12 protein-coding genes are annotated in these 14646 nt (G+C 64.2%); 8 read left to right on the forward strand and 4 right to left on the reverse strand.

Annotation, left to right across the window (positions count from 1 at the left end):
* Positions 1-16: 16 nt before the first annotated feature.
* Complete coding sequence (locus tag DAT35_RS61695; RefSeq protein ID WP_369946727.1) at positions 17-781, reverse strand: transposase; 765 nt, start codon at positions 779-781, stop codon at positions 17-19.
* 210 nt (positions 782-991) lie between these two features.
* Here DAT35_RS61695 and DAT35_RS56830 point away from each other — a divergent pair, with 210 nt between their 5' ends.
* From DAT35_RS56830 to DAT35_RS56840, 3 genes are all read left to right on the forward strand, one after another.
* Positions 992-1411 (forward strand): nitronate monooxygenase family protein, encoded by a 420-nt coding sequence (locus DAT35_RS56830; RefSeq protein ID WP_304466094.1) that lies wholly within the window; start codon positions 992-994, stop codon positions 1409-1411.
* A gap of 171 nt (positions 1412-1582) precedes the next feature.
* Positions 1583-2452, forward strand: coding sequence for an ABC transporter ATP-binding protein (locus DAT35_RS56835; RefSeq protein ID WP_108077832.1), 870 nt, complete (start codon positions 1583-1585; stop codon positions 2450-2452).
* Between the two features lie 10 nt (positions 2453-2462).
* Positions 2463-6032, forward strand: coding sequence for a M1 family aminopeptidase (locus tag DAT35_RS56840; RefSeq protein ID WP_108077833.1), 3570 nt, complete (start codon positions 2463-2465; stop codon positions 6030-6032).
* Here DAT35_RS56840 and DAT35_RS56845 read toward each other — a convergent pair whose 3' ends face one another.
* The 3 genes from DAT35_RS56845 to DAT35_RS56855 all read right to left on the reverse strand — a co-directional run bounded on the left by DAT35_RS56845 (position 6033) and on the right by DAT35_RS56855 (position 8110).
* Entirely contained in the window at positions 6033-6731 is a 699-nt protein-coding gene (locus DAT35_RS56845) for a LytTR family DNA-binding domain-containing protein (protein ID WP_108077834.1), read from the reverse strand.
* Complete coding sequence (locus tag DAT35_RS56850) at positions 6728-7783, reverse strand: sensor histidine kinase (RefSeq protein WP_108077835.1); 1056 nt, start codon at positions 7781-7783, stop codon at positions 6728-6730. The genes DAT35_RS56845 and DAT35_RS56850 overlap by 4 nt, the downstream gene beginning before the upstream one ends.
* A 96-nt stretch (positions 7784-7879) precedes the next feature.
* On the reverse strand, positions 7880-8110 hold the full coding sequence (locus DAT35_RS56855; protein ID WP_108077836.1) for a hypothetical protein: 231 nt from the start codon (positions 8108-8110) through the stop codon (positions 7880-7882).
* Positions 8111-8971: 861 nt separating this feature from the next.
* Between DAT35_RS56855 and DAT35_RS56865 the strand changes: the two genes are divergently transcribed.
* The 5 genes from DAT35_RS56865 to DAT35_RS58665 all read left to right on the forward strand — a co-directional run bounded on the left by DAT35_RS56865 (position 8972) and on the right by DAT35_RS58665 (position 14506).
* On the forward strand, positions 8972-9421 hold the full coding sequence (locus DAT35_RS56865) for an endonuclease/exonuclease/phosphatase family protein (RefSeq protein WP_146210328.1): 450 nt from the start codon (positions 8972-8974) through the stop codon (positions 9419-9421).
* Between the two features lie 511 nt (positions 9422-9932).
* Entirely contained in the window at positions 9933-10616 is a 684-nt protein-coding gene (locus tag DAT35_RS56870; protein ID WP_369946730.1) for an amylo-alpha-1,6-glucosidase, read from the forward strand.
* Entirely contained in the window at positions 10598-10951 is a 354-nt protein-coding gene (locus DAT35_RS62640; RefSeq protein ID WP_369946732.1) for an amylo-alpha-1,6-glucosidase, read from the forward strand. Before DAT35_RS56870 ends, DAT35_RS62640 begins: the two co-directional genes overlap by 19 nt.
* A 134-nt stretch (positions 10952-11085) precedes the next feature.
* On the forward strand, positions 11086-11910 hold the full coding sequence (locus DAT35_RS56875) for a metallophosphoesterase (protein WP_108077838.1): 825 nt from the start codon (positions 11086-11088) through the stop codon (positions 11908-11910).
* A gap of 1 nt (position 11911) precedes the next feature.
* Complete coding sequence (locus tag DAT35_RS58665) at positions 11912-14506, forward strand: tol-pal system YbgF family protein (protein WP_146210329.1); 2595 nt, start codon at positions 11912-11914, stop codon at positions 14504-14506.
* The last annotated feature ends 140 nt before the right edge of the window (positions 14507-14646 follow it).

Genomic DNA, 14646 nt, shown 5'->3' on the forward strand with positions numbered 1-14646 from the left:
CCTGGCAGCTTGAGCCTCAACACCCCGCGGCCTGAGGGGGCCCGCGCGCCGGGGCTAGCCGCGCACCTGCCGTGGGCAAGCCCAAGTGCGCCAGTATCGCGCGCACTCCCCTGCCTGCCTTCACGTACGCCAAGACCCGCCGCCTGCCTCCACACCTCGCGCAGGCGAACACGTCGAGCACGAAGGTCCTTCGTAGCAGCCCTGCCCAGTCCACTCGCGCTGGCCGCTCCTTCCTCGCTTCCTGTCTCGCCACCGCTTCAGGCGCCACGCTCGCCTCCTCCGCTCCCGCTCCCGCTTGGGGGACCAGAAATGGCCGTAGCTTCGCGCCCGGAGCGAAGATGCCATGAAACCTCGTGAGGTTCGCCCGAGGCGGGGGTACCAGGGACGCCAGGTGACGCAGCAACTCCAACTCGGTGAAGAAGAGGTGCGTGGTGCCGCCCGGCAGTGGGCGCTTCATCCGATAGGCGATGCGACCGTCCTCCGCTCGTGACAGCCGCTCCAGCGCCTGCGCACCGCGCGCCCCGTAGCTGAAGCGCAGGGAGCGCGCCGCTGCCGTACGGCCAGACTCGACTGGGCGGGCCTGCTGAAGCGGACATTCCGCGAGGACGTGTTGGAGTGCCAGAGGTGTGGAGGCAGGCGGCGGGTGGTGGCCTGGCTGACGCACGCGCCTGCGGTGCGGCAGGTGCTGGTGCACCTGAAGCTGCCCACCGACGTGCCGCCTTTGGCGCCCGCACGCGGGCCGCCCCAGCCAGACTTCTGGCAGTAGGCCCCCCAAGCACACGCACCAGCCCCCGCGCCCACCCGCCCGCAGCCTTCACCTGGGAGGCGGGACTTGGGGAGGGGTGCGCTCACACCGCCAGCAGAGAGCACCTCGAAGGCCGCCCGCCCCTGCCAGAGCGCGGGTGCAGCCATCGAGTTCATCCACCTCGCCGCCCAGCACCCCCCCGCAAGAGCGCGCCTGTTCCTCCTATGCTCCACAGAAGAGCTCCCGGTGGTGGCGAGTGGAGGCATCATGGACGGACGGGGAATCGCCGCGGCCCGGGTGCTCGGGGCCAGCGGCGCGCAGCTCGGCACGGCCTTCCTGAGCTGCCCCGAGTCGGGCATCGCCGCCGTCTACAAGGCCGCGCTCCGCGAGGCACACGACGACGCGACCGTGGTGACGCGCGCCTTCTCCGGCCGTCCGGCCCGGGGACTGGCCAACACCTTCACGGAGGCACTGGAGGACTCGGAAGACATCCTGCCTTTCCCGCTCCAGCACGCGGCCACGACACCGTTGCGCGGGGCCGCGTCGGCCAAGGGGGACTCCCGCTTCATCGCGCTCTGGGCGGGCCAGGCCGTCGCGATGTCCCGGGGCCACCCGGCGGCGGAGTTGATGCGCGAGCTCATCGCCGAGTCCGAGCGGCTCGGGTGACGATGCCCGGGGCGGACGCTCAGGAAGGCGAGGATCCAAGGTCGCGCGCCGGTACCGTTCGTCCTTGATTTCGACCGTTCGTCACGGCTGATCGCCCTTCGTTTCGGCGCGCTGCTGGCGGCCGGCTGGCTCACTAGCCTCTTCCTTGCGACCCACTCCAAGGAAGAAGCCATGCTCTCGCTGCGCCACCTGCACAAGACCTATGCCAACGGCGTCCACGCCACCAACGACATCAGCCTGGACATCCCCACCGGCCTGTTTGGCCTGCTCGGCCCGAACGGCGCGGGCAAGTCCTCGCTGATGCGCACCATCGCCACGCTTCAGACGCCCGACAGCGGCAGCATCCACCTGGACGGCGTGGATGTGCTGGCCGATCCCCAGTCCCTGCGGCGACGGCTGGGTTACCTGCCGCAGGACTTCGGCGTCTACCCCAAGGTGAGCGCGCTGGAGCTGCTGGAGCACTTCGCCGTCCTCAAGGGCCTGACCCGGCGCGGCGAGCGCAAGGAGGCCGTGGAAGCGCTGCTCCACCAGACCAACCTGTGGGAGGTGCGCAAGCGGGCCGTGGCCAGCTATTCCGGCGGCATGCGCCAGCGCTTCGGCATCGCGCAGGCGCTTCTCGGCGCGCCGCGCCTGGTGATCGTCGACGAGCCGACGGCGGGCCTCGACCCGGATGAACGCAACCGCTTCCTCAACCTGCTGGCCCGCATCGGGGAGCAGGTCATCGTGATCCTGTCGACGCATATCGTGGAGGACGTGACGGACCTGTGCGCGCGCATGGCCGTCATCGGCAAGGGCCGCGTGCTGGTAGAAGGCGAGCCGCAGGCCGCCATCGCCACGCTCAACGGCCGCATCTGGCGCGGCGCCGTGAGCGACGCGGACCTCCCGGACTTCCAGCAGCGCTTCACGGTCCTGTCTTCCCGCCTCGTGGGCGGCAAACCGCAGATCAACATCTTCGCCGAGGCCCAGCCGCGTGCGGACTTCGTCCAGGTCGAGCCGGGCCTGGAAGACGTCTACTTCCTCCAGCTGCGCGCTGCTGCCTGAGGTGCCGACCATGTGGAAAAGCTTCTTTGCCTTCGACCTGCGTTACCACCTGCGCCAGCCGCTGCTTTGGCTCAGCACCCTGCCGCTGGCGGTGATCGCCTTCCTGTCCGCCAGCAGCGACAACTTCCGCATCGGCGGTGCGATCGGCAACGCGCACATGAATGCGCCGACCGTGATCGTCAACCAGCTCGCGGTTCTCTCCCTCATCGCGATGTTCCTCGTGACGGTCTTCGTGGCGGGCGCCATCCTGCGCGACACCGAAGTCGGCATGGCCGATATGCTGTTCGCCACGCCGATGCGCAAGGCGGACTACCTGACCGGCCGCTTCCTGGCGGGCTTCGCAACCTGCCTGCTCGTGTTTAGCGTGATCACGGCGGCGATGATGCTCGGTTCTCGCATGCCCAACATCGACCCGGCGCGCATCGGGCCGTTCTCGCTGCATGCTTACGTTTGGGGCTTCCTGGTGTATGTCGTGCCGAACCTGCTGTTCGTATCGGCCCTGCTGGTGCTGTTGGCGGCGACGACGCGCTCGATGACATTGGTCTTCGTTGGTGTGCTCGGTTTCGTCGCCCTCTGGTCGATCGCCGGCTTCCTCGGCGGCCGTGCGGACAGCACCGTATTGGCCGTGCTGCTCGATCCGTTCGGCGTGCGCGTACTGGCCCAGGCCACGCGCTACTACACTGCCGCCGACGTCAACACGCGCCTGCCGGAACTGGGCGGCGCGCTGCTGATGAACCGCGCGCTCTGGTCCGTGCTGGCCCTCGGCATGTTCGGCATCACGCTGGCCCTGTTCAAGCCGCTGCGCGCCGGGACAGGGCGTGGATGGCGCAAGCAGCGCGCGGCGCCGGATGCGGGTGGCTACGTGCGACCGTCCATCGCACCTCGGCGCGTCGAACCGCATTTCGACGGGACGACCGCCTGGCGCCAGACGGCGCGCCTCATGCGTGCCGATGCGATCGGCATCCTGCGCAGCCTGCCCTTCCTCGTCATGCTGCTGCTCGCGCTCGCGAACTTCTTCGCCAACTATACGATTGGCGGGATGCGCTTCGACAGCACGCCGTATCCGCTCACCCGGCTGATGCTCGAGGAGCTCGCGGGCGGGCTCAATGACGTGCTGGTCATCGTGTTGTTGTTCTTCAGCGGGGAGCTGCTCTACAAGGACAGGCAAGCCCGCATCGACGGCCTGGCGGACGCCCTGCCCCTGCCGAACTGGGCGCCGCTGCTCGCCAAATGCGGCGCACTGGCGGCGGTGGTGTTGGTCTTCCTGCTGGTCGGCGTGGCGGCCGCCATCGGCGTCCAGTTCGTGGTCGGCGGTGCGCCTGTCGATGGGGTCCTGTATGTGAAAGGGACGCTGGTCGCATCGGCCTACTTCGTCCTCATGGCGATGGCCATGCTGGCCCTGCAGGTCGTGGCGGGCAACAAGTACCTCGGCTACGCGCTCGGGATTGCGCTGCTCCTGTCCGGCTCCGTGCTGCACGGGCTGCACATCGAGCATCACCTCACGGTCTTCGCCTCCCTGCCGGAGCTGCGCTACTCGGACATGAACGGTTATGGCCACTACCTCACCGGCTGGGCGTGGTTCGCGCTGTACTGGTTCCTGCTGGCGGCGGCGATGCTGTGCGCCGCGCAGGGCTTCTGGGTGCGCGGGACGGACGCGGGCTGGCGCGCACGCGTGAAGGCTGCCGGCTCGTTGCTGCGTGGCCGCGCGGGCGCGGCGTGCGCCGTGCTGGTGTGCGGCTTCGCGGCGGTCGGCGGCTGGATCTACTACAACACGAATGTCCTCAATCATTATCAGTCCAGCGAGGCAAAGCTCGACTTCAGCGCCGGTTATGAGAAGGCCTACCGCAAGGACATGGACCTGCCCCTGCCCACCATCACCGCGATCAGGGCCGGCGTGGACATCTTCCCGTCCGAGCATGCCGTGCGCATCCACGGCCACTACGTGGTGCAGAACAAGACCGGGGCGCCGCTGGCTGTCCTGCGCATCCAGAAGGACCTACGCGCAGTGACGCACTTCGAGCAGCTGCCCGCCGGACGCCTGGTCCGCGACGACACGCGCTACGGCGTGCAGGATTGGCAGCTCGACCAGCCGCTGGCTCCCGGCGCCAGCGCAGCGCTCGACTTCACGGTGGGCGTGCGCCGCACCGGCTTCACCAACGATGGCAAGCCAGACCTCGTGAACGATAACGGCACCATGTTCGCCTTCGAGGACTACTTCCCGAAGTTCGGCTACAACCAGTCGCTGGAAATCGATGATGCCAAGGCCCGCCAGGCGCGTGGCCTGGGCGAGCCGCACCGCATGCCGAAGCTGGAAGACCGCCAGGCCCAGGCGAAGAACTACTGGAAGCTGTTCGGCATCGACGCGGATTTCATCGACTTCGAAGCCACCGTGTCGACCAGCACGGACCAGATCGCGCTGGCGCCCGGCACGCTCGTGAAGAGCTGGGAGAAGGATGGCCGCCGCTACTTCCACTACAAAATGGACCATCCCATCCTGCCCTTCTTCGGCTTCCAGTCCGCGCGCTGGGCCATCAAACGCGACCAGTGGAAGGATGTGCCCATCGAGGTCTATTACGACGCGCAGCACGCCTACAACATCGACCGCATGATCGCGGGCGCAAAGGGAGCGCTCGATTATTACACGGCCAATTTCGGTCCCTACCCGTACAAGCAGGTACGTATCGTCGAAACACCGCTGTACATCAGCTATGCGCGCGCCTTCCCGACGCTGACGCCCTTCTCGGAATCGCTCGGCTTCATCAGCGACCTGCGCGATCCGGCCAAAGCCGACCACGTGTTCTACGTGACGGCCCACGAACTGGCCCACCAGTGGTGGGGCGACCAGGCCATTGCGGCCAACGTGCAGGGCGGCGGGCTGATCACGGAATCGCTGGCGGAGTACTCGGCCTTGATGGCTGTGGAAGCGCGCTATGGCGCGGACCAGGTGCGCAGCATCCTGCGCTTCGACCTGGACGAATACCTGCGTGGCCGCGCCGCCGAGGGCGCCGAGGAGCAGCCCCTGGCGCACAACGAGAGCCAAATCTATCTCCAATACCGCAAGGCGAGCCTGGCGTTCTACCGCCTGCGCGAAGAGATCGGCGAGGCCGCCGTCAATCGTGCCCTCAGGCGCTTCCTCGACGACAAGCGCTACCAGACCGCGCCTTACGTCACGAGCCGCGACCTGCTCGCCTACCTGCGCGCCGAAACGCCTGCCGACAAACAGGAGCTGGTGACGGACCTGTTCGAACGTATCGTCTTCTATGACAACCGCGTGCTTGCCGCCCAAGCCAGTCGGCGCGCGGACGGCCGCTGGGATGTGCGCGTCACGGTGCGGCTGGCGAAGTCGGAAGCAGACGGCCACGGCAAAGAGACGCCGCGTGAGTATGACGAACCGGCCGACATCGCCGTCTTCGCGGGCGAGCACCAGCTGACCGCGGAGCGCCGCGCACTGCCTTCCGGCGAATCGACGCTCACACTGACGGTCACGGAAAAGCCCTCGGAGGTGTGCATCGACCCGCGCCAGCTGCTGATCGACCGCGTCGCGGCGGACAACCGCCGGAGCGTGGACATCGTGCAGTGATCAGAGCCGCTTGAGCTGCTTGAACTCGACGGCGCGGCGGCGCGACATGTCGACATTCAGGCCACCCTGCAGCTGCAACACCAGGCCGCCCGCCAGAGATGGCCCCACGCCCTGCACGAAGCGGAGGTTCACGATGTGGCGGCGGCTCACCCGCATGAAGTGCTGCGGGTCGAGCCGCTCCTCGAGCTGGTTCAGGGAGCGCAGCAGCAGCGGGCGATGGTGGTCGAAGTACACGCGCGTGTAATTGCCCTCGGATTCGAACAGCACGATCTGGTCCACGTCCACGAACCAGCAGCGCTCTCCATCCTGGATGAAGACCTTGCCGTCCGTGGCCTTCGGCGGCGCGGGCGCGGCCTCGCGGCTGCATTTTCGCAGGGCCTGCGCCAGCCGCGGCGGTTCGATCGGCTTGAGCAGGTAGTCGAGCGCGTTGGCATCGAATGCCTTGAGCGCATACTGATCGTGCGCCGTGGTGAAGATGACGGCCGGGGTACGCTCCAGCGCGGCCAGCAGGTCGAAGCCGCTCCCGTCGGGCATGCTGATGTCGAGGAAGACGAGGTCCGGCGCCATGGCGCGGATGGCATGGACGCCATCGGCGACATTGGCCGCTTCGGCCACGACTTCGACGTCCGGATGGGCGTCGAGCAGGCGGCGCAGTTCGCTGCGCGCGAGGCGTTCGTCATCGATGATGGCGACTTTCATGCGGAGCCTTGTGGCAGTGTGACGGTGGCGCGCACCCAGCCCTCTTCCTCGGCGAGCTCGCAGCCCGCCCGCGGGCCGCACAGCAGCGCCAGCCGCTGGACGGCGTTCGACAGGCCGAGCCGCGTGGACGTACTGGAAGCGGCGAGCCGCCCTTGGTTGCGGACTTCGACGCGTACCAGGCCATCGTCGCCGAGTCTCGCCGAAATCCTGACTTCGCAGGGCGCGACCATGCGCTCGACCCCGTGCTTGATGGCGTTTTCGACCAGTGTCTGCACCACCATCGGCGGCACGGGCGTGGCGGCCAGCGCCGCGTCCACGTCGATGTGGACCTGCAGGCGCTCGTCGAAGCGCAGCTTTTCGATGCCGAGGTAAGCGCTGACGGCGGCCATCTCCGCGCCGAGCGTGATGGCCCCAGCCTGTCCCGCCTGCAGGCGCTGGCGCATCATGCCCGCGAGCTGGCTCACGGCATGGGCGGCGGCCGGCGCATCCTTGTAGATCAGGGCACGGATGCTGTTCAGGCTATTGAAGAAAAAGTGGGGATTGACCTGGAACTGCAAGGCCCGCAGTTCGGCATCCTTCACGCTCACTTCCAGCTGGAGCTTTTCCAGCTCGGCGCGTTGCGCGCGCCGGCGCGCGAGGGCGACGGCATAGCACAGGGTCCAGACCGAGAACACGGCGAACCCCAGGACCAGCAGCATGGCATAGTCGAGCGGGCCGGCCGTTGGATCGCGCAGCAGCGCACCGCCACGGAAGATCAGGTCGGCCAGCAGCAGGCAGCCCAGCTGCAGCACGGCCAGGACCAGCAAGCCGGCGAGTACGCGGCCGAACGGAATACCGCTCGGGCGCGCCACCCAGCCGCGCCGCTTGAGGTGGAAATGCCAGGCGTGGGACAGCCCCAGGCCCGTCACCATGCAGAAGCTCTTGCCCAGGACGAAGGGAAGCATCTGCCGCCAGTCGCTGGTGGTCGACGAAAGGACGCCGAGCGCGGCCATGGCGCCCCATCCGGCCAGCTGGCAAAGCCAGTAATCGCGCTGCGTGGCCTGGTCCTGCATGGTCCCTTTCATCAGGCCTGTCGACATCGTGACCGCAACTATATCATCGCGCAATTTGCGCGAGGTAGACGCCCGGCTCGGCCGACAGGCCCTGCTTCACCATGCGCGTGAGCTCGTCGCCCAGCGCTTCCGACTTGACGGCTTCGAGCACGTCGGGTCGGCCTTGGCGAATTCCACGCCGCGCGCCATGTCGGTGTCCATGAAGCCCACGTGCAGGCCGAGCACCTGCGTGCCCTGCCCGGCCAGCTCCTGGCGCAGGTCGGTGGTGAAGCTCCACGCGGCAGACCTGGTCGCGGCGTAGGGCCCCAGCAGCGGTGAGCTGCCCACAGCAGCCGCACCGGAGGAAGGGGAGAGTAGGGGCGGCGAAGCAGGTGAAGCGCAGGGAGCGCGCCGCTGTGCCACAGCAGCCGCACCGGAGGAAGGGGAGAGTAGGGGCGGCGAAGCAGGTGAAGAGCAGGGAGCGCGCCGCTGCCGTACGGCCAGACTCGACTGGGCGGGCCTGCTGAAGCGGACAGTCCGCGAGGACGTGTTGGAAGTGCCAGAGGTGTGGAGGCAGGCGGCGGGTGGTGGCCTGGCTGACGCAGGCGCCTGAGGTGCGGCAGGTGCTGGTGCGCCTGAAGCAGCCCACCGACGTGGCGCCTTTGGCGCCCGCCCGCGGGCCGCCGCAGCCAGACTTCTGGCAGTAGGCCCCCCAAGCACACGCACCAGCCCCCGCGCCCACCCGCCCGCAGCCTTCACCTGGGAGGCGGGACTTGGGGAGGGGTGCGCTCACTGCGTGCACCGGGCCAAGTCGAGCACCGATTCCGAAGTCAATCGAGCACCGATTCCGGGGCGGTCGAGCACCAGCACGGGGCCAGGTGGGTTCATCGCTCGGCCCCTGTAAGTCCGCTCCACGACTGGTGGGAGCGGCCTTCCAGGAACCTCGGTGGGGCCGAAGGAGCGGGAGGGGAGGCAGCCGCGGCCAGCGGTGCTCGACCCTGCTGGAACGAGTGCTCGGGTTGGCCGGAATACGCACTCACACCGCCAGCAGAGAGCACCTCGAGGGCCGCCCGCCCCTGCCAGAGCGCGGGTGCAGCCATCGAGTTCATCCACCTCGCCGCCCAGCACCCCCCCTGCAAGAGCGCGCCTGTTCCTCCTATGCTCCACCCGTACCCGCGCGTGCCGAGGCAGAAGCGGCCCGGTGCGCCGATGCGCGACCTGAGCGAGCACCTGGTGGTCGTCGCACCCGAAGGCTCGACGGTGCTCCGTGCGCAGACCTTCGCGGGCGACCCCGGCAAGGGCGTGCTCGCGGTCACCGTGCCCTCGGGGTTGGTCGTCGCCAGCACGCACGTGAGCTGGGGCCCGAAGGGCGAGGCGCAGCTCGCCGCGCTCCGGGAGTTGTTCCACGCGTCGAGCGCGCCCGTTTGCATCGGTGGTGACTTCAATGCCGAGCGCGAGGTGCTGGTGCGCGCGCTTGGCGCGGAGGTGGTGGTGGGCGCGCTGCCTCCCGGCTCGCCGCGCGCGCGCCCCGCGGAGGACGCGACTGGCGGCGCCGACATCGATCACCTGCTGGTCTGCCGCGCGGAGCTCAGTAACTTGGGCGTGCTCGACCACAGCGAGCTGTCTGATCACCGCCCCGTCGCCGCGATCGTGACGTGAGCCACAGTCGTTCACCTCTTCTCCACCGGCGGGTGCCCATGACCCAGCGCTGGCCGTGCTGCGAGCGGCCAACCGGCACCTGAAGGGGCGGAGGTCCCCGAACTTCTGGAGGCATCCTGGAGACTGGGAGCGCGCCGCAGGAGAAACCCGGGCGTTGAAAAGACGAAGGGCCCGGAACCTTGCGATCCCGGGCCCTTCTATTGGCGAGGAGTACGGGACTTGAACCCGTGGACGAGGGGTGCCCCAAACCCGCGACGGCACACGCCTTTCGAGGAATCGCGAGTGAATCCGGGCACTTCGAGTCCACGGGAGAGTCCCCGGCAGTCCCACCTGTCCCTCCGAGTCCCCTCCAATCCTGGAGACATTTTGGAGACAGAACCAGGGGCGCACGGTGCTCCAGGGAGGTTCGTGGGAGCACAACGGTAACGTGTGCCCTGGCGAGGTGTAGCTGGGGAGGGGCAGGTGGAGGAGCGCGACGGGCGGGCCTCCCGGGGCCCTCCTGCACCGTCCAATGCGTGTCGCGCGGCCCTCCTGGACGACCACCTACCCCGGCCCTCGCCCACAACAGGGCTCCCATGCCGCCTATGCTCACCACTACGTGAAGGACGGGCTGTTGCCCAACCTCTTCCCCGAGGGCGAGAACGAGGGCCTGTACCACACGGCGGACGCGACGATGTGGTTCTTCCACGCGGTGGACCGGTACCTCGAGCACACGAAGGACGAGGAGCTGCTGCGGGACTTCTACCCGACGACGGCGAACATCATCGAGCAGCACCAGAAGGGGACGCGGCACAACATCCGGGTGGATCCGGCGGATGGGCTGTTGAGCCAGGGGCAGGAGGGCTACCAGCTGACGTGGATGGACGCGAAGGTGGACGGCTGGGTGGTGACGCCGAGGCGGGGGAAGGTGGTGGAGATCAACGCGCTGTGGTTCAACGCGTTGAGGCTGATGGTGGAGTGGTCGGAGCGGATGGGGAAGGACGCGAGGCCGTACGCGGCGGCGGAGAAGGCCTACGCGAGCTTCAACCGGCGCTTCTGGAACGCGGCGGAGGGGTGCCTGTTCGACCTGGTGGACGGGGAGGACGATCCGGCGGTGATGAGGCCGAACCAGGTGTTCGCCATCTCGCTGAAGAACCCGGTGCTGAAGCGGGACAAGTGGGAGCCGGTGTGGAGAAGGTGCGCAAGGAATTGCTGACACCGGTGGGGCTGCGAAGCCTAGCGCCGGGGCACCGGGACTACAAGGCGAACTACGACGGAGACCTGCGGGCGCGGGACGCGGCGTGCCACCAGGGGACGGTGTGGGGTTGGCTGATCGGCCACTACGTGGACGCGACGCTGAAGGTGAACACGAACAAGGGAGCGGCACGAGCGCTGCTCAAGGGCCTGGAGGATCACCTGGAGCACGCGGGCGTGGGGCAGATCAGCGAGATCTTCGACGCGACGGAACCCTACCGGCCGCGAGGGTGCATCGCGCAGGCCTGGAGCGTGGCGGAGGCCCTGCGGGTCTTCCTGAAGACCGGCGTGCACTGAGCCCCCATTTCCCCTCTCCCTTCGGGAGAGCGGGGTGAGGGTATCGGGGGAATCAGGTTCACCCCCTGCCCCCCTCCACTTTTACCTTCTTCAAACTACCCAACCAAACGAAGGTCCGCTACGCTACCCCCACCATGACTTCACTCTCTTGGCTACACTTCACGGATCTTCATCAAGGGATGGATGGTCAAAAATGGCTTTGGCCTACCGTTCGTTCCGCCTTCTACACAGATCTGGAACGTGTCCTCAAAAAGTTAGGCACCCTGGACTTAGTATTTTTCACTGGTGACCTCACGCAAAAAGCAGCCCCCGCAGAGTTCATCCAATTAAACGAAACTCTCGCCGACATGTGGTCGTTCTTCAAAAGACATGGCCACACCCCTCTGTTTGTCCCGGTTCCGGGCAATCACGATCTTCGGAGACCGGAAAAAACAAACCCATACGCAAAACTAATTCGACTATCGTGGCATACGGATCCAGATGTCCAAAAGGACTTCTGGGAGAATCCCGAATCAGAATACAGGAAACTAATTGCCGTCATCTTTGAGCCATACTCACAATGGCTCAAGACCCTGCCACTCCCAACACTTCGCTACACCACAGGCATTATTCCGGGAGACTTCTCGTCTGTTTTTGAAAAGGATGGATTCCGCCTAGGCATAGTTGGCCTGAATTCGTCGTTCCTGCAGCTTTTTGGCGATGTCGACTACGAGAGCAAACTGGATCTAAATGAACGCCAGATTCACAGCGTCTGCGGGAACGATGCCGACAAATGGTGCTCCAACAATCACACAAACCTGCTCTTAACGCACCATCCGCCATCCTGGCTAGATCCATCAGCGAAAGATCGCTTTCGCATGGACATTGCTCCCCCTGGACGCTTCTTTGCCCATTTATGCGGCCACCTCCACACCACCCAAGTCGAACTGCTTGCCGAAGGGGGGGGCGTCACCTCGTAGATTGATTCAGGGACGCTCCCTTTTTGGCTTGGAGCACTATGTAATCAACAGCACTGAATACCAGCGCGAGCATGGGTACTCAGCGGGTAGAATCGATATCCAAGGAGACACGGGCACTTTCCAACTCTGGCCGCGACACAGCATCAAAGCCTATGCGGGTCAACTCAGGCTTGCCCCCGACCACCGCTTCGAACTGACCGAAAACGAAGCAATAAAAGAACCCTTTGCGATCGCAAACCCAATTCCTGAAGACAGCCTAACCTCGCAAGATGGAGACGCCTCCAACGTCACAATCACGACAACAGAAATCAAATTATCTCTACAAACCACCAGCACAACATCCCTCGGGCCGACAAACCTCATTGAGGCCCCTCCCGATCTGAATAGCGCAGCATCCCGCCTGAACTCAGTGCCAAGATGGAGCATTCGGCAAGCACCACAGCACCTCAAGGTGCGGACCGCCGAACAAGAAGCATTCAAATCATCGCTCACACAGCACCGTGCAGCCTGGCTCGTGTCAGACTGGGGACTGGGCAAAGAAGGGTTTCTCTATTCCACCCTTTTAGCAGACAAGCCCCCAAGAAATGTCTTCCGTCTCAACTGCGAAGGCGTTGACTCAATCGACCTGCTTACAGCAGAAGCAACCAAGCAGTGGGGCATCACGTTCCAAGACTTCTGCTTGAATGTTTCAACCTTTGCAGAGAGCATTCTCATCCTCGACAATCTCCCGGAAGAAGGCTCTGTACGCCACACCGAAGGATGGGCTCGACGGCTTGACGAAATTGTACAAGCAACCTTGGACCTCGTCCCCACTCTCAATCTTGTACTGATTTGCCGAATAACGCCCGGACCATCACGATTCCCCGTAACGCAACTACACCCACTCGACGAACCTGACTGCGCGAGATACATCAGCAATCATCCTGATGGGGGCAAGGGACTTACAACCCCCAGGACTCTGGAAAAGCTTTACGCAAGATCCGAAGGCATCCCAATGCATCTCGACCGGATGCTAAGTCAACTGCAGTCTGTCTCCCTAGAGGACCTACCAGATACAAACATCGACGACTTCAACCAATCCGACAAGACCGAACCAATCCCCAAAGCTCTAACTCAATCCATCTCAGCACTCCAAAGCTCCACCAACAAATACACTCGCCGAAGCTTCAGACTACTCAAGGTGCTCACAGTTCTGTCTCACGGCGAGATATTCCAGAATCTAAAACGCTTTGACCCGATCGATCCATTCTTCCCGGAAAATGTAAATAAACTCCGGGAACTCGCGCTCATTGACGTTGTTCCTCTCGTAGCCTTAGGAGCAGATTCCACGAATCGAGAGAAGGCAATTGCCAATGATCCTTCAGCCCCCAAGCTCCTCCTAGTTCCACGCCCTGTTCGCGACTACATCCGTTCTTTAATGAGCGAAGATGAGCGTCGCGCCATAGTCGACAGTGCCTTGGACATCTACTTCGGCGCCAAATGGCGTGAAGGAAAACCATCTCTCCAGCCCCTCACCAGAATAATCGTCTGGGAAAATGGGATGAGCGGCCTGGGCAACCATCACGCCATAATTGTCGCAGCACTAAGGGATTGCCTGGCGCGACATAACGACTCATCCTTCAAGAAAATCTTCCGTATGGCTGAGGCTTATCTCAAAGCCCTGCAGACGGCCGACAAATTCCGTGATCTCCAGCACGCATCAGAAGAAATCTTCCGTGTTTTGGACACAGCAGCAAAGAATCGCGAGGCAGCCCGCGTCGCCTTCTACTACGGATTTGGACTGCGGATGCTGCGCCAGACCGAAGAATCGATCAGGATTTTTGAGACATCTCTGACCTATGCGCCCACTGAATTCACGAAGGATTGGTATACCGAAGTCTATCTGAATCTAGCACTGGCCTATCAGTCACTGGGCGACAATCAAGCAGCAGTAAAGGCCGCCAACGAGACTTTGGCTCGAAGCGAGCCGTCAAACTCTTTGCACTATCACGCAAAGGTAATAATCACCGAATGCAACGTTGCCGGAAAAGGCAAGGAAGAAATAATTAAAAGCCTCACCGAACTGGAGGTCGAATCCCGCAAGAAGGGACTGTCAGGACACACGACCGTCGCCAACAACACTGCCCTTAATTTGGTTGACTTGGTGAGCGAAACACACTTGAAACTGCGTCTGCTCGACAAAGTGATCGACTCCACGGATGATCGATACAACCAGATTCGGGCGGCCGTAAAGAAATCCAAGCTACTGAGCCAAACGAATAACGAAGCGAAACTTGGAGCAACCGAACGGCGAATTCTCACCGAAGCATACTCTTATTTGTACTCTCAGCGCTTCGGCTCTCTGTTTGACGACTGCCATAAAGCACTTTGGAAGCTCATGACTGCCGAGAACAAGAAGAGCGTTCTCTTACGCATGTTCAGGTTCAGCTCTTTCCTTTGGAGAATTTTCGGCCGGCATCAACGTGAGCAGGAATACCTTTCTCAATTGAGAACGCTAATTCCGGCAACCTCCTCGGAGGAGGGTAATTTCATCGCAGAACGAAACGGATTCGTATACTACACCTCCCGACTGAAGGCGCTCGGTGACGAGTCCTGACGTGATAAAGCGCCGGTAACCGTTCACCGGCTCAGACAGGAAGAGAAGCCTGAGTGCTGGTGGTGAATGGGAGGAGGGAAGGCAATGGCAGCCCGCGGCGATGTGCGTAGAGGAGGTCAGTGAGGTACTCCAACACATTG

This window comes from Vitiosangium sp. GDMCC 1.1324 (assembly GCF_003044305.1).
GTDB lineage: Bacteria > Myxococcota > Myxococcia > Myxococcales > Myxococcaceae > Archangium.

Excerpts from the sequence above, each read along its gene's own strand:
- DAT35_RS56835 (WP_108077832.1), top strand. The coding sequence starts at position 1,583 with ATGCTCTCGCTGCGCCACCTGCACAAGACCTATGCCAACGGCGTCCAC.
- DAT35_RS56840 (WP_108077833.1), top strand. The coding sequence starts at position 2,463 with ATGTGGAAAAGCTTCTTTGCCTTCGACCTGCGTTACCACCTGCGCCAG.
- DAT35_RS56845 (WP_108077834.1), bottom strand. The coding sequence starts at position 6,731 with ATGAAAGTCGCCATCATCGATGACGAACGCCTCGCGCGCAGCGAACTG.
- DAT35_RS56850 (WP_108077835.1), bottom strand. The coding sequence starts at position 7,783 with ATGCAGGACCAGGCCACGCAGCGCGATTACTGGCTTTGCCAGCTGGCC.
- DAT35_RS56865 (WP_146210328.1), top strand. The coding sequence starts at position 8,972 with ATGCGCGACCTGAGCGAGCACCTGGTGGTCGTCGCACCCGAAGGCTCG.
- DAT35_RS56870 (WP_369946730.1), top strand. The coding sequence starts at position 9,933 with ATGCGTGTCGCGCGGCCCTCCTGGACGACCACCTACCCCGGCCCTCGC.
- DAT35_RS56875 (WP_108077838.1), top strand. The coding sequence starts at position 11,086 with ATGACTTCACTCTCTTGGCTACACTTCACGGATCTTCATCAAGGGATG.